The sequence below is a fragment of the Nitrobacter sp. genome (assembly GCF_051535215.1).
Classification (GTDB): Bacteria; Pseudomonadota; Alphaproteobacteria; order Rhizobiales; family Xanthobacteraceae; genus Nitrobacter.
In genome coordinates, this window is sequence record NZ_JBPPLY010000014.1 from 14,688 (window position 1) to 36,993 (window position 22,306).

General features: G+C 62.0%; 23 protein-coding genes. 14 read left to right on the forward strand and 9 right to left on the reverse strand.

What is annotated here, in order from left to right:
• Positions 1 to 21: 21 nt before the first annotated feature.
• Both alaS and ybaL read left to right on the forward strand, forming a co-directional pair.
• Positions 22 to 2,697 (forward strand): alanine--tRNA ligase, encoded by a 2,676-nt coding sequence (alaS, locus tag ACS3WB_RS12810; RefSeq protein WP_438275889.1) that lies wholly within the window; start codon positions 22 to 24, stop codon positions 2,695 to 2,697.
• Positions 2,698 to 2,789: 92 nt separating this feature from the next.
• The gene (ybaL, locus tag ACS3WB_RS12815) at positions 2,790 to 4,556 is read left to right on the forward strand and encodes a YbaL family putative K(+) efflux transporter (protein WP_438275890.1); all 1,767 of its coding nucleotides are present in this window, start codon (positions 2,790 to 2,792) and stop codon (positions 4,554 to 4,556) included.
• Positions 4,557 to 4,645: 89 nt separating this feature from the next.
• Here the strand turns inward: ybaL and ACS3WB_RS12820 are convergent, their stop codons facing one another.
• Positions 4,646 to 5,863 (reverse strand): NADP-dependent isocitrate dehydrogenase, encoded by a 1,218-nt coding sequence (locus ACS3WB_RS12820; protein ID WP_292617024.1) that lies wholly within the window; start codon positions 5,861 to 5,863, stop codon positions 4,646 to 4,648.
• 296 nt (positions 5,864 to 6,159) lie between these two features.
• Between ACS3WB_RS12820 and ACS3WB_RS12825 the strand changes: the two genes are divergently transcribed.
• Positions 6,160 to 7,371: a TrmJ/YjtD family RNA methyltransferase gene (locus tag ACS3WB_RS12825; protein WP_438275891.1), complete on the forward strand. Its 1,212-nt coding sequence runs from the start codon at positions 6,160 to 6,162 to the stop codon at positions 7,369 to 7,371.
• Here ACS3WB_RS12825 and ACS3WB_RS12830 read toward each other — a convergent pair.
• The 4 genes from ACS3WB_RS12830 to ACS3WB_RS12845 all read right to left on the reverse strand — a co-directional run bounded on the left by ACS3WB_RS12830 (position 7,368) and on the right by ACS3WB_RS12845 (position 9,926).
• Positions 7,368 to 7,760: a hypothetical protein gene (locus tag ACS3WB_RS12830; RefSeq protein WP_438275892.1), complete on the reverse strand. Its 393-nt coding sequence runs from the start codon at positions 7,758 to 7,760 to the stop codon at positions 7,368 to 7,370. The two genes, ACS3WB_RS12825 and ACS3WB_RS12830, sit on opposite strands and share 4 nt — an antisense overlap.
• Entirely contained in the window at positions 7,760 to 8,101 is a 342-nt protein-coding gene (locus ACS3WB_RS12835) for a hypothetical protein (protein ID WP_438275893.1), read from the reverse strand. The genes ACS3WB_RS12830 and ACS3WB_RS12835 overlap by 1 nt, the downstream gene beginning before the upstream one ends.
• Before the next feature lie 55 nt (positions 8,102 to 8,156).
• Positions 8,157 to 8,846 carry an HNH endonuclease gene (locus ACS3WB_RS12840; RefSeq protein WP_438275894.1) on the reverse strand — a complete coding sequence of 230 codons (690 nt, stop codon included), beginning with the start codon at positions 8,844 to 8,846 and terminating at the stop codon, positions 8,157 to 8,159.
• Positions 8,847 to 9,035: 189 nt separating this feature from the next.
• Positions 9,036 to 9,926 (reverse strand): hypothetical protein, encoded by an 891-nt coding sequence (locus tag ACS3WB_RS12845; protein WP_438275895.1) that lies wholly within the window; start codon positions 9,924 to 9,926, stop codon positions 9,036 to 9,038.
• Between the two features lie 53 nt (positions 9,927 to 9,979).
• Between ACS3WB_RS12845 and cynS the strand changes: the two genes are divergently transcribed.
• Together cynS and ACS3WB_RS12855 are read left to right on the forward strand one after the other, a co-directional pair.
• Entirely contained in the window at positions 9,980 to 10,468 is a 489-nt protein-coding gene (cynS, locus tag ACS3WB_RS12850) for a cyanase (RefSeq protein ID WP_438275896.1), read from the forward strand.
• A 161-nt stretch (positions 10,469 to 10,629) separates the two neighbouring features.
• Positions 10,630 to 11,034, forward strand: coding sequence for a hypothetical protein (locus ACS3WB_RS12855; protein ID WP_438275897.1), 405 nt, complete (start codon positions 10,630 to 10,632; stop codon positions 11,032 to 11,034).
• 18 nt (positions 11,035 to 11,052) lie between these two features.
• Here the strand turns inward: ACS3WB_RS12855 and ACS3WB_RS12860 are convergent, their stop codons facing one another.
• Entirely contained in the window at positions 11,053 to 11,376 is a 324-nt protein-coding gene (locus tag ACS3WB_RS12860) for a DUF1476 domain-containing protein (RefSeq protein WP_438275898.1), read from the reverse strand.
• 322 nt (positions 11,377 to 11,698) lie between these two features.
• Between ACS3WB_RS12860 and purC the strand changes: the two genes are divergently transcribed.
• From purC to ACS3WB_RS12890, 6 genes are all read left to right on the forward strand, one after another.
• Positions 11,699 to 12,466, forward strand: a complete 768-nt coding sequence (gene purC, locus ACS3WB_RS12865) for a phosphoribosylaminoimidazolesuccinocarboxamide synthase (RefSeq protein WP_438275899.1) — start codon at positions 11,699 to 11,701, stop codon at positions 12,464 to 12,466.
• 107 nt (positions 12,467 to 12,573) lie between these two features.
• Positions 12,574 to 12,816, forward strand: coding sequence for a phosphoribosylformylglycinamidine synthase subunit PurS (purS, locus tag ACS3WB_RS12870; RefSeq protein WP_292611714.1), 243 nt, complete (start codon positions 12,574 to 12,576; stop codon positions 12,814 to 12,816).
• A gap of 12 nt (positions 12,817 to 12,828) precedes the next feature.
• Positions 12,829 to 13,530, forward strand: a complete 702-nt coding sequence (gene purQ, locus ACS3WB_RS12875; RefSeq protein ID WP_438275900.1) for a phosphoribosylformylglycinamidine synthase subunit PurQ — start codon at positions 12,829 to 12,831, stop codon at positions 13,528 to 13,530.
• Complete coding sequence (purL, locus tag ACS3WB_RS12880) at positions 13,527 to 15,749, forward strand: phosphoribosylformylglycinamidine synthase subunit PurL (RefSeq protein WP_438275901.1); 2,223 nt, start codon at positions 13,527 to 13,529, stop codon at positions 15,747 to 15,749. The genes purQ and purL overlap by 4 nt, the downstream gene beginning before the upstream one ends.
• A gap of 185 nt (positions 15,750 to 15,934) precedes the next feature.
• Positions 15,935 to 16,168 (forward strand): BolA family protein, encoded by a 234-nt coding sequence (locus ACS3WB_RS12885; protein WP_292611719.1) that lies wholly within the window; start codon positions 15,935 to 15,937, stop codon positions 16,166 to 16,168.
• Positions 16,169 to 16,196: 28 nt separating this feature from the next.
• Complete coding sequence (locus ACS3WB_RS12890) at positions 16,197 to 17,387, forward strand: low temperature requirement protein A (protein WP_438275902.1); 1,191 nt, start codon at positions 16,197 to 16,199, stop codon at positions 17,385 to 17,387.
• 16 nt (positions 17,388 to 17,403) lie between these two features.
• Here the strand turns inward: ACS3WB_RS12890 and egtD are convergent, their stop codons facing one another.
• Together egtD and egtB are read right to left on the reverse strand one after the other, a co-directional pair.
• On the reverse strand, positions 17,404 to 18,366 hold the full coding sequence (gene egtD, locus ACS3WB_RS12895; RefSeq protein ID WP_438275903.1) for an L-histidine N(alpha)-methyltransferase: 963 nt from the start codon (positions 18,364 to 18,366) through the stop codon (positions 17,404 to 17,406).
• A gap of 46 nt (positions 18,367 to 18,412) precedes the next feature.
• The gene (gene egtB, locus ACS3WB_RS12900; RefSeq protein WP_438275904.1) at positions 18,413 to 19,669 is read right to left on the reverse strand and encodes an ergothioneine biosynthesis protein EgtB; all 1,257 of its coding nucleotides are present in this window, start codon (positions 19,667 to 19,669) and stop codon (positions 18,413 to 18,415) included.
• A gap of 274 nt (positions 19,670 to 19,943) precedes the next feature.
• Here egtB and grxD point away from each other — a divergent pair, with 274 nt between their 5' ends.
• Positions 19,944 to 20,282, forward strand: coding sequence for a Grx4 family monothiol glutaredoxin (gene grxD, locus ACS3WB_RS12905; RefSeq protein WP_438275905.1), 339 nt, complete (start codon positions 19,944 to 19,946; stop codon positions 20,280 to 20,282).
• Between the two features lie 310 nt (positions 20,283 to 20,592).
• Positions 20,593 to 20,850 (forward strand): PepSY domain-containing protein, encoded by a 258-nt coding sequence (locus ACS3WB_RS12910; RefSeq protein WP_438275906.1) that lies wholly within the window; start codon positions 20,593 to 20,595, stop codon positions 20,848 to 20,850.
• A 193-nt stretch (positions 20,851 to 21,043) separates the two neighbouring features.
• Here the strand turns inward: ACS3WB_RS12910 and rpsD are convergent, their stop codons facing one another.
• The gene (gene rpsD / locus ACS3WB_RS12915; RefSeq protein WP_438275907.1) at positions 21,044 to 21,661 is read right to left on the reverse strand and encodes a 30S ribosomal protein S4; all 618 of its coding nucleotides are present in this window, start codon (positions 21,659 to 21,661) and stop codon (positions 21,044 to 21,046) included.
• Positions 21,662 to 22,101: 440 nt separating this feature from the next.
• Here rpsD and ACS3WB_RS12920 point away from each other — a divergent pair, with 440 nt between their 5' ends.
• A complete protein-coding gene (locus ACS3WB_RS12920; RefSeq protein ID WP_438275908.1) occupies positions 22,102 to 22,284 on the forward strand; it encodes a hypothetical protein in 183 nt (60 codons plus the stop codon).
• Positions 22,285 to 22,306: the final 22 nt, after the last annotated feature.

The following is a 22,306-nucleotide window of genomic DNA, read 5'->3' on the forward strand; positions in this document are numbered from 1 at the left end:
TTAAATTTGCGATGGAACACAATGAGCGGCGTTAACGACATCAGGTCGGCGTTTCTGAATTACTTCGCGGCCAACGGCCACGAGATCGTGCCCTCGTCGCCGCTGGTTCCGCGCAACGATCCCACATTGATGTTCACCAATGCGGGCATGGTGCAGTTCAAGAACGTTTTCACCGGCGTCGAGAAGCGGCCTTATCATCGCGCGACCACCTCGCAGAAATGCGTCCGCGCCGGCGGCAAGCACAACGACCTCGACAATGTCGGCTACACCGCGCGCCACCACACCTTCTTCGAGATGCTCGGCAACTTCTCGTTCGGCGATTATTTCAAGGATCGCGCCATCGAACTGGCATGGAAGCTGGTAACCGAGGAGTTCGGCCTGCCGAAGGACCGGCTGACCGCCACCGTCTATATCGACGACGACGAGGCGTTCGGTCTTTGGAAAAAGATCGCGGGTTTGCCGGACTCGCGCATCATCCGCATCAGTGGCGCGGATAATTTCTGGCAGATGGGCGATACCGGTCCGTGCGGTCCGTGTTCGGAGATCTTCTACGATCACGGCGACAAGATTCCCGGAGGGCCTCCGGGATCGCCGGACGAGGACGGCGACCGCTTCGTCGAAATCTGGAACCTCGTGTTCATGCAATACGAGAAGCTGCCGGACGGCAGCCGTCTCGATCTGCCCAAGCCCTCGATCGACACCGGCGCGGGGCTCGAACGCGTCGCCGCCGTGCTTCAGGGCAAGCACGACAATTACGACATCGACCTGTTCGTTGCGCTGATCCGCGCTGCGGCCGATCTCACCGGCACGGACCCGCACGGTCCGATGAAGGCGTCGCTGCGCGTGATCGCCGATCACCTGCGCGCATCGTCGTTCCTGATCGCCGATGGCGTGCTGCCGTCGAACGAGGGGCGCGGCTATGTGCTGCGCCGGATCATGCGGCGCGCGATGCGCCACGCGCAACTGCTCGGGGCGAGGGAGCCGTTGATGTGGCGCCTGGTCGGGGTACTGGTGCGCGAGATGGGCGAGGCCTATCCCGAATTGCAGCGCGCGCGGGCCCTGATCGAGGAAACGTTGCGGCTGGAGGAGACGCGCTTCCGCAAGACGCTGGAGCGCGGGCTCTCCATTCTGGATGAGAAAAGCGCGTCGCTGAAGAAGGGCGACATGTTCGACGGCGAGACCGCGTTCACGCTGTACGATACCTACGGCTTCCCGCTCGACCTGACGCAGGACGCGCTGAAATCACGCGGCATCGGCGTCGATCTGGCGTCGTTCACCGATGCGATGGAGCGGCAGAAGGCCAAGGCGCGGGCGTCGTGGTCGGGCTCGGGCGAGGCGGCGACCGAGGCGATCTGGTTCCCATTGCGCGAAAGATTCGGCGCCACCGAATTTCTCGGCTACGAGACCGAAACCGCAGAAGGCGTGATCGCTGCGCTGGTGAAGGACGGCAGGGAAATCGACAGCCTCAAGGCCGGCGAGAGCGGTGCGATCGTTCTGAATCAGACGCCGTTCTACGGCGAGTCCGGCGGCCAGGTCGGCGACACCGGCATTCTGACCGGCGAGGGCGTTCGCGTCCGCATCACGGACACGCAGAAAAAAGCGGGCGATCTGTTCGTGCATCTCGGCGCCGTCGAGCAGGGCACGCTCACGCCAGGCATGGCGCTGACGCTGGAGGTCGATCACGCACGGCGCTCCGCGATCCGCGCCAACCATTCCGCGACCCATCTGCTGCACGAGGCGCTGCGTCAGGTGCTCGGCGATCACATCGCGCAGCGTGGCTCGCTGGTCGCGCCCGAGCGGCTGCGCTTCGACTTCGCCCACAACAAGCCGATCAGCGCGGATGAACTGCGCCGCATCGAGGACATCGCCAACGACGTCGTGCTGGAAAACGGCGAGGTGACGACGCGGCTGATGGCGGTGGATGACGCCCGCGAGGCGGGCGCGCGGGCGCTGTTCGGCGAGAAGTATGGCGACGAGGTGCGTGTGGTGTCCATGGGCGGCACGGGACGGCAGGGCGCGGCGAGCAATGCGCTCGGCTGGTCGGTCGAGCTTTGCGGCGGCACCCATGTGAAACGCACCGGCGATATCGGCCTGATCTCGGTGATCGGCGAAAGCGCGGTGGCGTCGGGCGTGCGCCGCATCGAGGCGCTGACCGGGCATCATGCGCGCCGCCATGCCAACGACGCCATCCAGCTTGCGAAAACCGCCGCCGGCGAGTTGCGCACCACGCTCGACGACATGCCGGCGCGGATCGCCTCGCTGATGGAAGAGCGCAAGAAGCTCGAGCGCGAACTGTCCGAGGCGCGCAAGAAAATCGCCATGGGCGCCGGGACTGCGAGCGCGTCGTCCGGCACGGCGGGCGTGCGAGACGTCGGCGGCATCAAGCTGATGGCGCGTTCGGTCGAAGGCATCGAGATCAAGGATCTCAAGAACCTCGCTGATCAGGGCAAGAAGCAGATCGGCTCGGGCGTCGTTGCGTTGGTCGCGACCAGCGACGACGGCAAGGCGAGCGTCGTGGTCGGCGTGACGCCCGATCTGGTGACGCGGTTCTCGGCGGTCGATCTTGTCCGCAAGGCGTCCGAAGTGCTCGGCGGCAAGGGCGGCGGCGGCAAACCTGATATGGCGCAGGCTGGCGGTCCCGACGGCGCCAAGGCGGGCGCGGCGCTCGACGCCATCGCCGCTGCAATGGGTGGGTAATTCGGTTCCGATCCAGAGGCGTTCGGATCGGTGCGGCGATGGGTAGCCGATAACCGTGTGGCATCCTGCTCGCATATGCAACAATATGCCCCATGCAACACAACACGCCCCTGATCTCCACCGTCGTGATCGGCCTCGTGCTGGCGTTCGTTCTCGGCGCGCTGGTGCAGCGTGCCAAGGTATCGCCGCTGGTCGGTTATCTGCTGGCGGGCGTCCTGATGGGACCATTCACGCCGGGATTCGTCGCCGACCAGAACATCGCCAATGAACTCGCCGAGATCGGCATCATCCTGCTGATGTTCGGCGTCGGGCTGCACTTCTCGCTGAAGGATCTGTGGTCGGTGCGGGCGATCGCCTTGCCCGGCGCGGTGGTGCAGATCACGGCGGCGACGGTGATGGGCTGGGCGCTGGGCTGGGTGCTCGGATGGAGCACGGGCAAGGGCATCATGTTCGGTATCGCCCTCTCCACCGCGTCCACCGTGGTGCTGCTGCGCGCCATGCAGGAGCGGCGGCTGATCGACACCGAACGCGGACGCATCGCAGTCGGCTGGCTGATCGTCGAGGACATCGCCATGGTGCTGACGCTGGTGCTGTTGCCGCCGCTCGCCGGGCTGATGAACGGCGAGGCCGCGACAACCGTGGCGCTGTCGGCGCTGGCCTGGCCGATGGCGTTGACGCTCGGAAAGGTCGCCGCTTTCGTCGCGCTGATGCTGGTGGTCGGCCGCCGCGTCATCCCGTGGATCCTGCACTATGTGGCGCACACCGGCTCGCGCGAACTGTTCAGGCTTGCGGTGTTCGCCATTTCGCTCGGCGTGGCGTTCGGCGCGGCGACGCTGTTCGACGTATCGTTCGCGCTCGGCGCATTCTTCGCCGGCATGATCCTCAGCGAGTCCGAACTGAGCCAGCGCGCCGCCAGCGAGACGCTACCGCTGCGCGATGCGTTCGCGGTGCTGTTCTTCGTTTCGGTCGGGATGCTGTTCGATCCGTTGATCATTATGAAGGAGCCGCTGCCGCTGCTGGCGACGCTGTTCATCATCCTGTTCGGCAAGTCGCTGGCGGCCTATGCGATCGTGCGTGTGTTCGGTTATTCCAACTCGACCGCGCTGACGATCTCCGCCAGCCTGGCGCAGATCGGCGAATTCTCGTTCATTCTGGTCAGCCTCGGCGTCAGCCTGTCGCTGATGACCGATCGCGGGCGCGATCTGGTTCTGGCAGGCGCCATCATCACCATCATGCTCAATCCGTTGTGGTTCGCGGTGCTCGACCGCGTGATGGCGCGTGTCGAGAAAAAGAATGGCGAAAAACCTTCGAATGATTCCGAGGAAGAAGCGCCGCATGTGCCGCTGCCGGTGTCGGCGTTGACGGGCCATGTCGTGCTGGTGGGACATGGCCGCGTCGGCAGCGTCGTCAGCCGCGCGCTGCGCGAGGCGGGGACGCCGCTCCTCGTCATCGAGGACAACCCCGGCACCGTCGAGCGGCTCAAGCAGGAAGGCGTGGAAGTCATAACCGGCAACGCCGCGGCGCCCGGCATGCTGCAGGGGGCCAATGTCGGCGCTGCGCGGGGTCTTCTGGTCGCTATCCCGGACGGTTTCGAGGGAGGCCAGATCGTCGCCAAGGCGCGCGCCATCAGTGAAAGCCTGCCGATCATCGCCCGAGCCCATTCCGAAGAGGAAGTCGCTCATCTCAAGTTTCACGGCGCGACATCGGTCATCATGGGCGAAACCGAAATCGCCCGCGCGATGCTGGCGCAGACCGCCAATGCTGCGATCCTGCCGGAGAGCCGCCCTGCCGCCGATGCGGCTACCCCTCCCGACAGCAATCCGAATTCGGCAGAGGGGAGCGCGCCTTCGGCGGCGTGAACGTTTGATTCTGATCCATCAGATCGATGCGAATGCTGTGTTCGGCCTGTTTTCTCTCCCACGAGGGAGAGGATTGGGGAGGCGACGCGTTACGATTCCGCCATCGCCCTGGTCAGGTTGTCCGCCACCTTGTCGAGGAAGCCGGTGGTGGACAGCCAGCGCTGGTCGGCGCCGACCAGAAGCGCGAGGTCCTTGGTCATGAAGCCGGACTCGACGGTCTCGACGCAGACCCTTTCGAGCGTGGTCGCGAAATCCGCCAGCGCCGCGTTGTCATCGAGCTTGGCGCGATGCGACAGGCCGCGGGTCCAGGCGAAGATCGAGGCGATCGAGTTGGTGGACGTCTCCTTGCCTTTCTGGTGTTCGCGGTAGTGCCGCGTCACGGTGCCGTGGGCGGCTTCCGCCTCGACGGTCTGGCCGTCCGGGGTCAGCAGCACCGAGGTCATCAGCCCGAGCGAGCCGTAGCCCTGCGCCACCGTGTCCGACTGCACATCGCCGTCGTAGTTCTTGCAGGCCCAGACATAGCCGCCGGACCATTTCAGCGCGGAAGCGACCATGTCGTCGATCAGGCGGTGCTCGTAGGTCAGCTTGCGGGCCTCGAACTGCGTCTTGAACTCGCGGTCGTAGATGTCCTGGAAGATGTCCTTGAAGCGGCCGTCATAGACCTTGAGGATGGTGTTCTTGGTCGAGAGATAGACGGGGTAGCCGCGCAGCAGGCCGTAGTTCAACGAGGCGCGGGCGAAATCGACGATCGAATCGTCGAGGTTGTACATCTCCATCGCGACTCCGGGGCCGGGCGCCTTGAACACCTCGCGCTCGATCACCGTGCCGTCCTCGCCGACGAACTTCATGCTCAGCGTGCCCTTGCCGGGGAACCTGATGTCGGTGGCGCGATACTGGTCGCCGTAGGCGTGGCGGCCGATGATGATCGGCTTGGTCCAGCCGGGGACGAGGCGGGGCACGTTCTTGCAGATGATCGGCTCGCGGAAGATCACGCCGCCGAGGATGTTGCGGATGGTGCCGTTCGGCGACTTCCACATGTGCTTGAGGCCGAATTCCTTCACCCGGGCCTCGTCGGGGGTGATGGTCGCGCACTTCACGCCGACGCCGACCTTCTTGATGGCGTTCGCCGCGTCGATCGTGATCTGGTCGTCGGTCTTGTCGCGGGATTCCATTCCCAGGTCGAAATACATCAGGTCGATATCCAGGAACGGATAGATCAACTTCTCTTTGATGTATTTCCAGATGATCCGGGTCATCTCGTCGCCGTCGAGATCGACGACCGGATTGGTCACCTTGATTTTTGCCATTTGGGAATCGGGCCGTTTCGGGAGGGAAGCCTGCAAGTGTCCCGGCTATAGCATCAGGGCGGCGCAGGCGAAAGCCGAATGGGCGGCATTACCGCACTGATTTTCCAGATGTTCTGACGTTTTCGCGGCAATTCCGACTGAAACTTGGCCGTCCGCATTCATCCTTCGCTGCAAGTTCAACTCGATTCCATAAGTGCGTTATTTGACTTGAGAAAAATCCGGAAAGGCGCAATCGAGAGCGCGGCGACCACGCCCTTGAACCAGAATCTCAGGCTTGAACGGAAAGACGAGGCGAGATGTCGGGCACCGACAGGACGAAAACCGGCATCGCCGAGACCGGCTTCACCGTTATTCTGGTCGAGCCGCAGCTCGGCGAGAACATCGGCATGGCGGCGCGCGCCATGGGCAATTTCGGTTTGACACGGCTCCGCATCGTCAACCCGCGCGACGGCTGGCCGAATGTCGCGGCGCAGCGCGCGGCGGCGGGCGCCGATCACATCATCGGCAAGGTGGAGCTGTTCGATACGGTCGCTGACGCCGTGGCCGATTGCACGCTGCTGTTCGCGACCACCGCGCGCGCCCACGATCAGGCCAAGCCGATCGTCGCGCCGGAGGCGGCCGCCCTTGAGGCCAACGCGCAGATCGCGGCAGGTGGTCATGTCGGCATCTTGTTCGGGCGCGAGCGCGCCGGCCTTCTGAACGAGGAAGTGGCGATGGCCGATCGCATCATCACCTATCCCGTCAATCCGGGCTTCGCCTCGCTCAACCTGGCGCAGGCCGTGCTGCTGATGGGCTACGAATGGTTCAAGCTGGTGACGAAGGGCGAACTGCCGTTCGCGATGCCGGAGCGTTCGGAGCGGGCCTCGCAACATCAGATGGAGGCGTTCTTCGACAATCTCGTCACTGAGCTCGACAAGGTGGAATTCCTCCGCCCGCCGGAAAAGCGCGACACCATGCTGGTGAACCTGCGCAACATCTTCACCCGCATGGAGCCGACCAAGCAGGACATGCACACGCTCCATGGCGTCGTCATGGCGATCGCGGAAGGGCGCAAGGGACCGGCCAAGGGCGGCGTGCTCGACGGCGCGCAGGCGACGCGGCTGCGGGCGCTCTTGGCCGAGCAGGGGCCGGGGGGAGCATCCGCCGACAGCAGCAGCACGGTACGCGGGCTGGCGCGGTTGCTCAGACGAAATCCCACCGATGCCGAGCGCATCCTGTGGCAAGCGTTGACGCGCGACCGCCGCTTCGCCGGCCTGTTCAAGCGACAGACACCCGTGGGGCGGCACATTCCGGATTTCGTGTCATTCGCCGAGCGCATTGCGATCGAACTGGTCAATGCGAACGAGAGCGACGCCATCGTCCGTGACCGCGCCACGCGTGCTGCGTGGCTGGCCGAACGCGGCTATCGCGTCGTGGAGATCGAGGCTGTGGCGGTGGAGGCGGATTTGGCGGGTGTGTTGGATGATCTGGCGGTAAGGGTAGTGACTGGTGAGGGCGCAAAGTTTTAGGCACGATCGATATGGACATGGACATCGCGCATCACTGATGCCGTTCGTTTTGCGAATTGAAATTTTCCACGAACTGAGCCGCCTGTTGAGGATGCGAAGGCAAATCGAAAAATTGCTTTAAGCTGCGCACTCGGATCAGCGTCGGTGAGTCGCCCTAGAAATTTTCCGCTGCATTTCTGAAGAAAAGCCAATTCTTGCTCTTCAAATGTGGATAGCAGAACGGTATCGGCACAGGGAATTAGACCCTTGATCGCTGCCTTGCAATGAATAGCAAAATTAATGGAAGAATTATCAATTCTTTGGTGCACGATGAGTAGGTCGACATCACGAGGCGAAGAATTCTGATCAGAAAAGAATGATCCAAATCCATAAAGGTCGGCTATCTCCATCACAACCAGCCATTCGTTTTAAATATCTCATGTTCTGCTTCGGTTAAGTAATCCCATAGGTTGGCTTTATTGAGCGCTGACATGAAACCTCCAATCGTGAACAAACCCACCTTCTCGCTCCGGGTGAGGCGTTTAGCGACCATCGTGTAACCGCACCAAGCCGAGTTAATTACGATTGCGTCGAGTCTGCCCAAAGCTTGGGTGCTTTCTACGTATTCAGCGGCACCAAAACTGTAACATTCGCAGATGAATATTCTGAGCGTCTTTCCAAGGCCGGTAGTAATATCATAGATTCCGTCACCGTGCGCCTTGAGGCTGGCGATCCTACTATGTGCATTCATGCGTTGTTCGAAAAACGCGAAGTGACCGTAGTATGGTGGCCACGGAAATTTGTCGCTATACCCGGACATCGGCCAATCTTGTAATCATAGCGTCAAATTCTTCTGGAAAGCGGACAACTCCCTCATACGACACCTCATCTGTGACCCATCCTTCATAGCTACGAGCATGAAGGGAGAACTTCTTTAGAACCACTTGCTCTGCGGCCGCAAATAACCGGCTATTGGCTTCAATGATTTTCACGATCTTCCGGTTGTTAGGAGTAATCGTCGAGAGCCTTTCAGACATCCACACGCCATGAGCGTCACTATCGGGATTTCTGCGAGCGACCTCTGATCCGGGGCCAAATGACAAAAACACGTTGTGATTTTCTTTTAGAAGAGGATACACGTAAGCAGCAACCTCTTGCTTGTTCTGGAAGCTACGGATCTCCAATCGCCCGTTTACGTAACCCTCGTGGTGTGATTTCATTTTGTGAAGTGTTTCGACTGAATATTTTTTCAGATTCTCTGGCCTGTCGATCAATGTGTGATGGTTAGGACAGAGCAGAATAAGATTCGTGTAATCGTTCCTTTGTTTCTCGGTCTGCGATCCATCATAGCGGTTGGCACCGGGCTTTTCGCCACAGATGTGAGCCATTTCTCCAATGGTGTATTGCGCAGCCTTTGCTGCTTCGTCAGTGCAAAGGCGGCATTGGCAGCCTGGGAACGCACACCGTCCGGCACCATTCGCCCATAGGATTTTCATGCTCTTCTGCGTTATTGACATAGGTTTCGACAATTTTTGGTGACTTGTTAAATCTCTCAACTCGGGTCGCGAAGCGCAATCCATTCCGCAACGCCTTGCATGCAACCTCCTACGAAGCCGCAGCGGCGCATCTCAGTGTGGCACGGAGTGCGCGTCTCATCTAAGGCACGCCCAATATTTTTCCAAAAATCACGTATGCTCCCGATTGCGCCGGGGCTGCCGCCTCTTCTTCCTCTCTCTCAACGCCGGGTGATCCTTTTCCACCGGCAGATTCGCTTCGATCACCAAATCCAGCGCCTCCTTTGGCGCGCGGTGGAGGTCGACGCCGCCGCGGCGCATCTCCTTCAGCGCGGCGCGGATCGCCGCGTCTTCTTCCATCACCTCGAAGCCGGTGCGGGCCCGCCCGATCAGCAGCTTGCGGCGCCGGTTGCCCTGCAGCGTGACGCGCGCCATTCGCACGGCCTGCAGCGCCTGCATCAATTTGTCGATGTCCGTGTCCGGGTTTTCCTCCAGCTCGCGCGTCATCCGTTCGGCGATCGCCACGAGCCGGCCGGTCAGGAGACTCAGTTTCATGGCCGGGCCAACGCGCCAGAGCGAGGCGATCGCGGGATTGAGCGGCGCGCCGAGCGGCCGAAACCAGCGATTATGCCGCTGCCAGACGGAGATGGTCGCCTGCTTCACGCCCGTCCGGCGCGCGATCTCCATCTGCGAGAGCGTCGTCGTCTCGAGCAGGTGGCGCACCCGCCGGACGGTTTCATCCGGATAGGGCCGGCCCCTGCCGCGCCTGCCGCGTTTTGCAACGGCGGGCGGACCTGCAACGGTCGAGCCCTCGGCGGGTTCGTCCGGCGTGACGCGGAAGCGGTTGAGGGCGGGAGGGGTGCGAGGCAGGACCATGATGCGGAATATAATCCTATAACCCGGCGACGGCAAGGGCTGGTTCGGCTTGAGGATGCGCGTCCCGTCTCGGGCGCATTTGCGCGCGCGACGGGCGTGCCCGCTCATGCGGCATTCGTTGCGCAAATTCTGGTCAGTCGCTCGCCGCCCGCGCCGATTTTTCAGGTCAATCGCTGCCTCGTCCATGGCACGGGCATTGCTTGGCCATTGTCCCAGACGTTTTCAGACGGGAGGACATGATGAAGCGTTCCGACCTCACCGAAAAGATTCTCGACATCAAGCGCGAGAAGGAATGGAGCTGGAAATACATCGCCGGCGAGATCGGCGGGTTTTCGGAAATCCTGATCGTCAGCGCGCTGCTCGGCCACATGAAGCTGACCAGGCCACAGGCTGCGGCGGCCGGAAAGCTGTTCGGCCTCTCCAAGACGGAAATCGCGATGCTCAACGAGGTGCCGATGCGAGGGCAGGGCACGTCGATGCCGCCGACCGATCCCTTGATCTATCGGTTGTACGAACTGGTCATGATCAACGGACCGGCGCTGAAGGCGCTGATCGAGGAGGAGTTCGGCGACGGCATCATGTCGGCGATCGACTTCGACCTGGATATCGCGCGCGTCGCCAATCCCAAGGGCGATCGCGTCAAGATCGGCATGTCCGGCAAGTTCCTGCCGTTCAAGTATTACGGCGCGACCGGGAATACCCTCGAATACGGTTTCAAGGAGGAGTGACAGCGCCGGTCGTTGCCGTGACGGACGGATCAGTGTGATGCAGGCGCCTTCGGTTAACATGCCCTGAACACGAGGCCGGCATTTCCGCTGGCCGGGTTGTTCAAATGACAAGCTCCGGTCGTTATTCCCGCGTACGGAACATTGCACGCGAGGAAAGCCATATGACACGCCGTAGTCTGCTTGCCGTTGTTGCCGGCACGTTGCTGGTGGGGACAGCCGCCGCAGCGCAATCGCCAGTGCTCGACAAACTCGCGCGGCGGAGTGCCGAGCAGATCGAAGTGCAGCATCGTCAGGATGGCTTTGTGCGCGTCCAGAGCACGGTGAGCTTTTTTGTGCCCGGTCCGTCCGGCGAAAGTAGCGAGGCGGAAAAGTTGCGGGAAAAAGCCCGGCAGTCGATTTATGCGACAGCCGCGCGGGAATGCGATCTGTTGAAGGCGACGCTGGCCAGCGACTGCCGGCTGGAATCGGTCAACAGCAACATCAATTCCAGCCGTCAATATGGCCCGGCCCAGCAGGAAGGTTTTACGATCAACGGAACGATGACGTTCCGGATTACCCTGAAATAGCGCAAAAATCCCGCGCCGCTATGTCCCTGCCTTCACTTGCGCGATGGCCTCGGCCATCAGGGCGTCCATCTGGACCCGGAGTTGCTGCTCGGTGAGCGCGACGCCCTTGGCGGAGAGGTCGCGCATCACCTTGTGAACGACGTCGTTGTCGCCCGGCTGCTCGAAGTCGGCGGCGATGACCTCCCTGGCATAGGCGCCGGCGGCGTCGCCCGAGATGCCGAGCTTTTCCGCAACCCACAATCCCAGCAGTTTGTTGCGGCGGGCCTCGGCCTTGAATTTCTGCTCCTCGTCGAGGGCGAATTTCTTCTCAAAACCTTCTTCGCGTTTGTCGAATGTGGTCATGGCCAGGCTCCGGGTTCCGTTGCCGATGAAGAAGCCGTGAGCGGCCACGTTGCCGCAGCCGGTTCAACAACCTAGATAAAGATTGGTCGATCCGGGAACAACGGGCGCAAGGTCGCAGGGGGAGCGGGGTAAAACTTCCCGGTAAAGGCCTGAATTGATTGTGCGGGGTGGTTCAATCGGCTAGGTTGCGGGCAGGCTCGGTTCTTGTTCTGTTTCCTGTGTAATTCAAGATCCCGGCCTTCGCGGCAGCTCCGCCACGGGTCACATCGAATGCTCGGAGCACACCAACTTCATGGATTTCAACAACACACGGTACATCCCAATGAGCCGTCGGCGTCGCATTTACGAAGGCAAGGCCAAGGTGCTTTATGAAGGACCGGAGCCGGGCACACTGATCCAGCATTTCAAGGACGACGCGACCGCGTTCAATGCCAAGAAACACCAGGTGATCGAGGGCAAGGGCGTCCTCAACAACCGGATTTCGGAATACCTGTTCCAGCACCTCAACGACATCGGGGTGCCGACCCATTTCATCCGCCGTCTCAACATGCGTGAGCAGTTAATCCGCGAGGTGGAGATCGTGCCGCTCGAGGTCGTGGTCCGCAACGTCGCGGCGGGGTCGCTGTCGCAACGTCTCGGCATCGAGGAAGGCACCCAACTGCCGCGCTCCATCATCGAGTTCTATTACAAGAACGACCAGCTCAACGATCCCATGGTCTCCGAGGAACATGTCACGGCGTTCGGCTGGGCGACCCCGCAGGAGATCGACGACATCATGGCGCTGGCGATCCGAGTCAACGATTTCCTCACCGGGCTGTTTCTCGGCATCGGCATCCGTCTGGTCGATTTCAAGATGGAATGCGGCCGGCTGTTCGAGAACGAGATGATGCGGATTGTCGTCGCCGATGAAATCTCGCCCGACTCCTGCCGGCTGTGGGACATCAAGTCGAACGAGAAGCTCGACAAGGACCGCTTCCGCCGCGATCTCGGCGGGCTGGTGGAAGCCTACACCGAGGTTGCGAAGCGGCTCGGCATCCTGATGGAAAACGAGCGGCCGGTTGGCGCCGGCCCGGTGCTGGTGAAGGGTTGATCCCGTCGGTCATTGGGGGCGACGCGGAGCGTCGAACCCGGATCCGGACGTTGGGGCAGATTCCGGATTGATCCGCTGTGCGGATCGTCCGGAATGACGAGGGTGGGATGAAAGCGCGCGTCACCGTTACTTTGAAAACCGGCATTCTCGATCCGCAGGGCAAGGCGATCGAGGGCGCGCTGAAGTCGCTCGGCGTCGACGGCATCGCTAGCGTGCGGCAGGGCAAGGTGTTCGACATCGAGCTCGCCGGCGCTGACAAAGCGAAGGCGGAGGCCGTGCTCAAGGCCGCCGCCGACAAGTTGCTGGCGAATACCGTAATCGAGAATTATCGCGTCGAGGTTCTCGGCTAGGCGACGCACGACATGAAGTCCGCAATCCTCGTCTTTCCCGGCATCAATCGCGAGCGCGACATGGCGCGCGCGTTGCGGCTCGTGTCCGGGCGCGAACCCGCCATGGTCTGGCACGCGGAAACCTCGCTGCCTGAGGGTACCGATCTCGTCGTGGTGCCCGGCGGGTTTTCCTATGGCGATTATCTTCGCTGCGGCGCCATCGCCGCGCGCGCGCCGGTGATGGACGCGGTGCGCGCCTTTGCTTCTCGAGGCGGACTGGTGCTCGGCGTCTGCAACGGTTTTCAGATTTTGTGCGAGTCAGGACTTCTTCCGGGAATCCTGATGCGCAACGCGGGGCTGAAGTTCATCTGCCACGATGTGCACCTGCGGGTCGAGCGCTCCGATACGCCGTTCACGCGCGGCTACAATGCCGGGCAGGTGATCCGCGTGCCGGTCGCCCATGGCGAGGGTAATTACGCCGCCGATGAAGAGACCGTCCGCCGCCTCGAAGGCGAGGGCCGCGTGCTCTATCGTTATTGCTCGCCGTCGGCCGAGGTCGGCGATACGCATAATATCAACGGCGCAGCGCAATCGATCGCCGGCATCATCGATGAGCGCGGCAACGTGCTCGGCATGATGCCGCATCCGGAAAATCACGTCGAAGACATCATGGGCTGCACCGACGGGCGCGGGTTGTTCGCCGGGCTGGTGGCGCATCTGGAGCGGGTGGCGTGAATAAGCCTTTGCGTAGTAACGAACCCTCGATCACACCCGAACTCGTCGCCTCGCACGGTCTCAAACCGGACGAATACGAGCGCATTCTCAAGCTGCTCGGCCGGACGCCGACATTCACCGAACTCGGCATCTTCTCCGCGATGTGGAACGAGCATTGCTCCTACAAATCCTCGCGCATCCATCTGCGCGGACTGCCGACGAAAGCGCCGTGGGTGATCCAGGGGCCGGGCGAGAACGCCGGCGTCATCGACATCGGCGACGGGCAGGCGGTGGTATTCAAGATGGAGAGCCATAACCACCCGAGCTATATCGAGCCCTATCAGGGCGCGACCACGGGCGTCGGCGGCATCCTGCGCGACGTCTTCACCATGGGCGCGCGCCCGATCGCCTGCCTCAACGCGCTGAGTTTCGGCGATCCGTCACATCCGAAGACACGGCATCTGGTCTCGGGCGTTGTGGCCGGCGTCGGCGGTTACGGCAACTCGTTTGGGGTGCCGACCGTCGGCGGGCAGGTGCGTTTCCACACCCGTTATGACGGCAACATCCTCGTCAACGCCATGGCGGTCGGCCTCGCTGACGCCGACAAGATCTTTTATGCCGCTGCGTCCGGCGTGAACATGCCGATCGTCTATCTCGGCTCCAAGACCGGCCGCGACGGCATTCACGGCGCGACCATGGCGTCGGCCGAATTCGACGACGACAGCGAGGAGAAGCGCCCCACCGTTCAGGTCGGCGATCCCTTTGCCGAAAAGCTGCTGCTGGAAGCCTGCCTTGAGATCATGGATGCGGGATGCGTTGTCGCGATCCAGGACATGGGCGCGGCGGGGCTGACCTGTTCGGCGGTGGAAATGGGAGCCAAGGGCGACCTCGGGGTCGACCTCGATCTCGACAGCGTGCCGACGCGCGAGATCGGCATGAGCGCCTACGAGATGATGCTCTCGGAAAGCCAGGAGCGCATGCTCATGGTGCTCAAGCCCGAGAAGGAGAAGGAAGCGGAGGCGATCTTCCGCAAGTGGGGCCTCGATTTCGCTATCGTTGGCACCACCACGCCGAGCAAGCGTTTCGTGGTGAAGCATGGCGGCGACGTGATGGCCGACCTGCCGATCAAGGAGCTTGAATCGGAAGCGCCCTTGTACGATCGGCCGCACGTTCCTTCTCCGCAACTGCCCGTCGTTCATGCCCGTGATGTCGCGCCGCCTTTGCCGGTCACCGACGCGCTGGAGAAACTGATCGCGACGCCGGAACTCTGCTCGAAGCGCTGGGTGTGGGAGCAGTACGATCACGTCATCGGCGGCAATACCGTGCAGCGCCCGGGTGGCGACGCGGCCGTCGTGCGTGTGCTGGACGGGCCGAAGGGGCTTGCGCTCACGGTCGACGTGACGCCGCGCTATTGCGAGGCCGATCCTTATCAAGGCGGGAAGCAGGCAGTCGCGGAAGCGTGGCGCAACATCACCGCGGTGGGTGGGCGGCCGCTGGCGATCACCGACAACCTAAACTTCGGCAACCCGGAACGGCCAGAGAACATGGGCCAGTTCGTCGGCTGCCTGAAGGGTATTTCGGATGCCTGCACTGCGCTGGACTTTCCCGTCGTGTCCGGAAACGTCTCCCTTTATAATGAGACGAACGGCCGCGGCATTCTGCCGACGCCATCGATCGGCGGCGTCGGCCTGCTCGACGACTTCACCAAATCCGCGTCGCTCGCCTTCAAGGCCGAGGGACATCCGATCCTGTTGATCGGCGAGACGCAAGGCTGGCTTGGCCAGTCGGTGTATTTGCGTGACGTCTGCGGCCGCGAGGAGGGTGCGCCGCCGCCGGTCGACCTCGTAGCGGAAAGGCGCAATGGCGATGTGGTGCGCGGCATGATCCACGCCGGCACCGCCACGGCCGTGCATGATGTCTCCGACGGCGGACTCCTGGTGGCGCTGGCTGAAATGGCGATGGCGAGCGGGATCGGTGCTGTTCTCGATGCCGCGCCGGAAGCGATCGTGCCGCATGCCTGGTGGTTCGGTGAGGATCAGGCGCGCTACATCGTCACCGTGCATGAAAGGGATCTGCTAAGCGTGTTCACCAAGCTCAGGGCGGTCGGGGTGCCGTGCGTCCAGATCGGCCTGACCGGCGGACGCGAGATCGCCATCGCCGCCGAGCGCGCCGTCGCCGTCAAGGCCTTGCAGCACGGTTTTGAAAGCTGGCTGCCGGACTATATGGCCGGAAAAGGGTGACCGCAGCTCGCAACACGCAGTACGTGCCATAAACCGGTGCTGCGTCTCGCGGTTACCTTCGCTCTTGCGATTGGCAAAGTTCGTGCGAGTATGGGATCGATCTGCGTGACGTGACGAGATAGCCATATTAAGTTGAACTGCCGTCGCGGCGATTCCGGTATGTGGCGGATTTGGGAGACACTCTGATGCCGATGGAAGCGCGGGAAATCGAATCGATGATCAAGGAGGCTATTCCGGACGCCCAGGTGACGATCCAGGATCTTGCCGGCGACGGCAACCATTACTCGGCCACCGTGATCTCCGAGTCGTTTCGCGGCAAGTCCCGCGTGCAGCAGCATCAGATCGTCTATCAATCCCTGAAGGGACAGATGGGCGGCGTGCTCCACGCACTGGCGTTGCAGACCGGCGTTCCGGAGTAGTTCCCGACGCGCCGTCGCAGAGGGGTTGATGCCGCGCGCCAACGACGATGGAAGGCTTCTGCGGGAACGCAGCCCTCATCAGCACAATCGTGTGACCTACGTCGAACTGTTCTTCGACCTGGTATTCGTCTTCGCGATCACGCAAATCTCCCACACACTGCTCACGCACTTCACGCCGCTCGGCGTGCTGCAAGTGACCATGCTGATGCTGGCGGTGTGGTGGGTTTGGGTCTTCACGTCCTGGACCACCAACTGGCTCGATCCCGACCGCGCGCCGGTGCGGATCATGCTGTTCGGGTTGATGCTCGCCGGCCTCTTGCTGTCGACCTCGATCCCGAAAGCTTTCGAAAATCGCGGTCTGATATTCGCGGCCGCCTATTCCGTGATGCAGGTCGGGCGTACGCTGTTCTTTCTCTGGTCGGTGCCGACGACCGCGGTCGGCCAGCGCAACAACTTCATTCGCATCCTGATCTGGCTCGTCGCGAGCGCGGTATTCTGGATCGCGGGCGGACTGGTCGAGGGCAATATCCGGATCGCATTATGGCTGGTTGCGCTCGCGATCGAATATGCCGGTCCGGCGATGCGGTTTCACACGCCACGCCTCGGCGCCTCGACCACGCAGGACTGGGAGGTCGAGGGCGGCCACATGGCCGAACGCTGCGCGTTGTTCATCATTATCGCGCTCGGCGAGTCCATCGTCGTCACCGGGGCAACCTTCGCCGAAGCGGCATGGACGGTGACCACGGTTAGCGCCTTCGTGGTGGCGCTCGTCGGCAGCATCGCGATGTGGTGGGTCTACTTCCATCTCGGAGCCGAAGCCGGATCGGAACACATTTCGCAATCGTCGGATTCGGGGCGACTGGCGCGGCTGGCCTATACCTATCTGCATCTTCCGGTCATGGCCGGGATCATCGTCTCCGCCGTCGGCGACGAGTTGCTGCTGGCGCATCCGGGCGGGCATGTCGGGGCCAAGGAAACGCTCAGCATCGTCGGCGGCCCGCTGCTCTACCTGATCGGAACGATCCTGTTCAAGCATGCGATCCGCGGCATCTATCAGCTTTCCCACCTGGTCGGTATCGGCCTGTTCGTCGCGCTGATACCGTTCGCCTCGCGGTTCACGCCGCTGTCGCTCGCGGCAATCGCGGCGGCGGTCCTGATGATCGTGGCGGCGTGGGAGGCGATCTCGCTGGGATCCGATTCGCATCGGGACGCGGCGTAGGACGCGACGCCTGGGTTCAGCATACCAGCGCGTGAACCGAAAACATTCCGTCGGGATCGGTCCATGATGCGATCGGCGTCCAGCCCGCGCCCTTCGCCAGCGCGGTGAAGCGATCGATGCTGTATTTGTAGCTGCTTTCGGTGTGAATGCTCTCGCCGGTGCGGAACGGGATGCTGCGGCCCTGCAAACGGACGGTCTGCGGCCTTTTGCTGATGAGATACATTTCGATCCGGTGGCGTTCGCGATTGTAGATCGCGCGATGGGTGAATGCGGACAGGTCGAAATTGCCGCCGAGTTCGCGGTTGATGCGAGCCAGCATGTTCAGATTGAAGCGCGCCGTGACCCCGGCGGCATCGTTATAGGCGTCGTACAGCACCCGTTCGTTCTTCTCGAGGTCGACGCCGATCAGCATATGCGCCCCTTCGCCGAGAATCCTGCAGGCTCCGCGCAGAAAGCGGCTGGCTTCGTGGGGCTCGAAGTTGCCGAGCGTCGAGCCGGGGAAGAAGCCCACCTTGGGCATCGCCCGGACCTGATCGGGCAGAACGAACGGCGCGGTGAAATCTGCGGTCACCGGATGGATTTGCAGGTGCGGGACGTCCTTTCGCAGTCCTCGCGCCTGCGCGTTGAGAAAGTCTCCCGAGATGTCCACCGGCACGTAGGCGGCGAATTCACATGCCTCCAGCAGCAGCCGCGCCTTGGTGGGGGCGCCGGCGCCGAACTCCACCAGCGCCGCGTGCTTGGGCAGGATCGCAGCGATCTCCGCTGCACGCTCGCGCAGGATGCCAAGCTCGGTGCGGGTCGGATAGTATTCCGGCAGCCGCGTGATCTGCTCGAACAGTTCGGAGCCCGTGGCGTCATAAAAATATTTCGGCGGAATCTGTTTCGGATGTTGCGTCAGCCCTGCGATGGCGTCGCTTGCGAATGCCGGTCTCGTCTGGTCGGGAACTGTCCCGGCCGAAGCGGCAGCGTGCAGATTCATGACAGCCTCCTTGGCGCGCCGCGACGCATTTCGGGTTTGACGATGATCAGGTGTCGTAATCCGCGAGGCGCAGACCGGTGAATTGCCAGCGGTGGTGCGGATAGAAGAAGTTTCGGTAGGTGACACGGCTGTGCTCCTCCGGTGTCGCCAGCGAAGAGCCGCGCAGCACGAACTGGTTGACCATGAACTTGCCGTTGTATTCGCCGAGCGCGCCCCGGTCCGCGCGATATCCGGGGTAGGGCGCGTATGGACTTCGCGTCCATTGCCACACGGTGCCGAACGCGTCGTCGAGTTGTCCCGCGCGCGCGGCGACCTCCCATTCCATCTCGGTCGGCAAATGCTTGCCGCTCCAGCGCGCGAACGCATCGGCCTCGTAGTAGCTGACATGGCAGACCGGCGCGTCGGGATCGACCGGCCGCAAGCCCGCAAGGGTCATGGCCTGCCAGCCGCCGCCGGTCTTGTGCCAGTAGCCCGGCGCCTCCCACTCCTGCTCGGTGGCTGCGGCGAAACCGTCCATCAGCCACAACGTCGCGGTGCGATAGCCGCCGTCGTCCATGAAGGCGAGCCAGTCGGCGTTGGTGACGAGATTGCGCGCGAGCTTCACCGGCCCCACGAGGGCGCGGTGGGCCGGTTTCTCATTGTCGAAATGAAAGCCGCCGCCTTGATGTCCGACGGTGTGGATGCCCTCGTTCAGCGTGATCCATCCTCCGGCGCCTGCGACAGGCGTCGGGAAACGCCACGCCGCATTGTAAGACGGTGATGTCGGATTTTGCGCGAACGCGTGCAGAATATCCGTCAGCATCAGTTCCTGATGCTGCTGTTCATGGTTGAGGCCGGCTTCGACGAGCGGGGCCAGCCCCGCCAGCATCTTGTCGTTCGCGTCGTGGAAGAATTTGACGACCGCGGCATCGACGTGCCGGCGATAGGCGGTGATCTCCTCGGCGCCCGGCCGCGTGATGTGGCCGCGCTGGGCGCGGGCATATCTCGGGCCGGCGCTGACGTAATAGGAATTGAACAGGAAGGCGTAATCAGGATGGAACGGCACGTAGCCGGGACTGTGCTGGCCGAGCAGGAATTGTTCCCAGAACCATGTCGTATGGGCGCGGTGCCATTTCGCCGGGCTGGCGTCCGGCATTGACTGCACCATCTGATCTTCCGGCGACAGCGGCTCCGCGCGCCGCTCAGTTTCGCCCCGAACCGCGAGAAAGGCTTCCGTCAATCGGCTGGCCAGCGTTCCGGAACTGGAAAATAGCGGCAGGTTCGAAATGGCCGTCACGGTCGCGGCAGACGCTGGTTTCGTCACGGACATCTCCGGTTTCGGAGAGAACGTTACTCCGGAGGATGGGTTCCGCAGAACAGTCAACTCCGCAACCTATATGAGGTTTTACGCCGGAGCGAACGACACGGGCCGACTTATGATTTGAAGCAATGAGAGAAAACGGCAGGACCGCGCATGGCAGCTCCCCGGCAATTTACTTTATTACACAACGGTTTCGGGTTATAGCTATGCTAACTGGAGGGTCGCCCGCGGCCCTCTGAACGTGCGGCTATATGCTTACGGCTATAAGGATGTGATGATGGGCATTAAGGAATTCATCGAGACCGAACTGAAGTCGAACGACGTCGTGCTGTTCATGAAGGGCACGCCGCAATTTCCGCAGTGCGGTTTTTCGGGGCAGGTGGTTCAGATTCTCGACCACGTCGGCGTCGGCTACAAAGGCCTGAACGTGCTCGAATCTCCGGACCTTCGCGACGGCATCAAGGCCTATTCGAGCTGGCCGACGATTCCGCAGTTATACGTCAAGGGTGAGTTCGTCGGCGGCTGCGACATCGTCCGCGAGATGTTCCAGGCCGGCGAATTGCAGAAGCTGTTCTCCGACAAGGGCATCACCTTCAACGCCCCGGCGTCGGCCTGACGACTGGGCCAGACACCCTCCTGATCCCTGCGCTCGGGATTATCGCGGCGGACGTCATGGTGCTGAATCATGGCGTTGAATACTGACGCGATCGTCGAGGCAGCGAATGGGTCTGATCGGCGGTGATGGCGCGATCCATCGCCGCGGCGAGGATTCGGATTGCTCGCGGCGCATGACGTCAGCGTGCGGTTCCCTGTGTCGCTCCATCTGTGATCGCTCGCGGCGCTGAGGCGTGACGTCGCAGCATGAGGAACCCTGACGACGAACGGCTGTTCTCGTGCAAGCCAATTCGTTGCAGGGAGATCATGGGATGAAAATACGATATGTCGCTATCGCGACGGCCATGGCGGCTGCCGGCCTTGCCCATGCCGACCAGCCGGGGGCAGATTGGATCCCCGCGGATCAGGTCATCCAGAAGCTGACGGCCAAGGGATACACCAACTTCGGCAAGGTCGAGGCCGACGACGGCCATTGGGAACTTGAGGCCGATCTCAAGGGCGTCCGTTACGATCTTCATGTCGACCCGAAGAGCGGTGAAATCACCAAGAGCGAACGGGACGACGACTAGAGTCTTTTCCGCTTGATAATCGGAAGCAGGCTCCATGATTTTGATTTGGACGCGTTCTCTCACGCGAGCCACTATTCATCCTCGGGTCGAGCCCGAGGATATGCTTCGCTCGAGAACGCCCTCATCCGCAGCTCCCTGTGACAAGAAAAAAGCCCCGGACATCCGGGGCTTTTTTGAATCGCGGCAGCAGAAATCAGCGCGAATAGAATTCGACGATCAGATGCGGCTCCATCTGCACCGCGAACGGCACGTCCGTCAGGTGCGGGATGCGAACGAACTTCGCGACCTGCTTGTTGTGGTCGGCGTCGATGAAGTCGGGCACGTCGCGTTCGGCGAGTTGGTTGGCTTCCAGCACCAGCGCGAGCTGCTTCGAGGCGTCCTTGACCTCGATGACGTCGCCGACCTTGAGCTTATAGCTCGGGATATTGACGCGGCGGCCGTTCACCTTGACGTGGCCGTGATTGACGAACTGGCGGGCGGCGAACATCGTCGGCACGAATTTCGCGCGATAGACCACGGTGTCGAGGCGGCGCTCGAGCAGGCCGATCAGGTTCTCGCCGGAGTCGCCCTTCATGCGGGTCGCCTCGACGTAGATCGCGTAGAACTGGCGTTCGGAAATATTGGCGTAGTAGCCCTTGAGCTTCTGCTTGGCGCGGAGCTGGGTGCCGAAGTCGGAGAGCTTGCCCTTGCGGCGCTGGCCATGCTGGCCGGGGCCGTATTCGCGTTTGTTGACGGGGCTCTTCGGGCGGCCCCAGATGTTCTGGCCCATACGGCGATCGATCTTGTACTTCGCCTCACTGCGCTTAGTCATCGCGTCCTCTTGTCAAGTTACGGTTGAGGAGACGCGCCCTCCTGTGCGGATGATCCGGGCATGATCGCAAAATCGGAAAACCGCTTTCGGGATCGTGCCAAATCTGCCGCCGACAGATCCGGCCCATAAGCTTGATGGACAGGACCACGGGTCGCGAAACGCAACGCGGGCCGAAATCGGCCCGCGCGCAGGTGTCTTCTAGGTATAAACCGGAGTTCTGTCAAACCAAAGCGGAAGCGATTTAAAGTCGAAAATGTCCGTTTCGGGCCGTTTCGGACGATCGTGCACGAACACCGCGGAGCAGGGGTGTTCAGTGAGAGAACCTGGTGCTTGGCCCAGCTTGGCTTGCTATGTGATCCATATCACAGCGGTACCTTTGCCCCGTCGGCATAGTCAGCTCACATCAACGGTGCACAGCGCCAGAGCAACGGAGCGGGACTATGATCTCAGTGTTGAACGATGCTGATCTCGAAATGGTGAGCGGTGGCAGTAAGATTGGCGAAACCGCTCAACAAGTTTCTGGCTTGTTCAAGGCGGCTTCGGATATCGGAAAAGCCGCCGGACAAGCGGCTACCCAACCGCTTGGTGACCTCATCCGGACGATTGGAACCCATCAAAAGTAACGCACTTCAACCCAGTCACGTC

Bases quoted from the DNA above. Each gene is read 5' to 3' on its own strand.
- alaS (WP_438275889.1), top strand. From the start codon at position 22: ATGAGCGGCGTTAACGACATCAGGTCGGCGTTTCTGAATTACTTCGCG.
- ybaL (WP_438275890.1), top strand. From the start codon at position 2,790: ATGCAACACAACACGCCCCTGATCTCCACCGTCGTGATCGGCCTCGTG.
- ACS3WB_RS12820 (WP_292617024.1), bottom strand. From the start codon at position 5,863: ATGGCAAAAATCAAGGTGACCAATCCGGTCGTCGATCTCGACGGCGAC.
- ACS3WB_RS12825 (WP_438275891.1), top strand. From the start codon at position 6,160: ATGTCGGGCACCGACAGGACGAAAACCGGCATCGCCGAGACCGGCTTC.
- ACS3WB_RS12830 (WP_438275892.1), bottom strand. From the start codon at position 7,760: ATGGAGATAGCCGACCTTTATGGATTTGGATCATTCTTTTCTGATCAG.
- ACS3WB_RS12835 (WP_438275893.1), bottom strand. From the start codon at position 8,101: ATGAATGCACATAGTAGGATCGCCAGCCTCAAGGCGCACGGTGACGGA.
- ACS3WB_RS12840 (WP_438275894.1), bottom strand. From the start codon at position 8,846: ATGAAAATCCTATGGGCGAATGGTGCCGGACGGTGTGCGTTCCCAGGC.
- ACS3WB_RS12845 (WP_438275895.1), bottom strand. From the start codon at position 9,926: ATGGACGAGGCAGCGATTGACCTGAAAAATCGGCGCGGGCGGCGAGCG.
- cynS (WP_438275896.1), top strand. From the start codon at position 9,980: ATGAAGCGTTCCGACCTCACCGAAAAGATTCTCGACATCAAGCGCGAG.
- ACS3WB_RS12855 (WP_438275897.1), top strand. From the start codon at position 10,630: ATGACACGCCGTAGTCTGCTTGCCGTTGTTGCCGGCACGTTGCTGGTG.
- ACS3WB_RS12860 (WP_438275898.1), bottom strand. From the start codon at position 11,376: ATGACCACATTCGACAAACGCGAAGAAGGTTTTGAGAAGAAATTCGCC.
- purC (WP_438275899.1), top strand. From the start codon at position 11,699: ATGAGCCGTCGGCGTCGCATTTACGAAGGCAAGGCCAAGGTGCTTTAT.
- purS (WP_292611714.1), top strand. From the start codon at position 12,574: ATGAAAGCGCGCGTCACCGTTACTTTGAAAACCGGCATTCTCGATCCG.
- purQ (WP_438275900.1), top strand. From the start codon at position 12,829: ATGAAGTCCGCAATCCTCGTCTTTCCCGGCATCAATCGCGAGCGCGAC.
- ACS3WB_RS12885 (WP_292611719.1), top strand. From the start codon at position 15,935: ATGCCGATGGAAGCGCGGGAAATCGAATCGATGATCAAGGAGGCTATT.
- ACS3WB_RS12890 (WP_438275902.1), top strand. From the start codon at position 16,197: ATGCCGCGCGCCAACGACGATGGAAGGCTTCTGCGGGAACGCAGCCCT.
- egtD (WP_438275903.1), bottom strand. From the start codon at position 18,366: ATGAATCTGCACGCTGCCGCTTCGGCCGGGACAGTTCCCGACCAGACG.
- grxD (WP_438275905.1), top strand. From the start codon at position 19,944: ATGGGCATTAAGGAATTCATCGAGACCGAACTGAAGTCGAACGACGTC.
- ACS3WB_RS12910 (WP_438275906.1), top strand. From the start codon at position 20,593: ATGAAAATACGATATGTCGCTATCGCGACGGCCATGGCGGCTGCCGGC.
- rpsD (WP_438275907.1), bottom strand. From the start codon at position 21,661: ATGACTAAGCGCAGTGAGGCGAAGTACAAGATCGATCGCCGTATGGGC.
- ACS3WB_RS12920 (WP_438275908.1), top strand. From the start codon at position 22,102: ATGATCTCAGTGTTGAACGATGCTGATCTCGAAATGGTGAGCGGTGGC.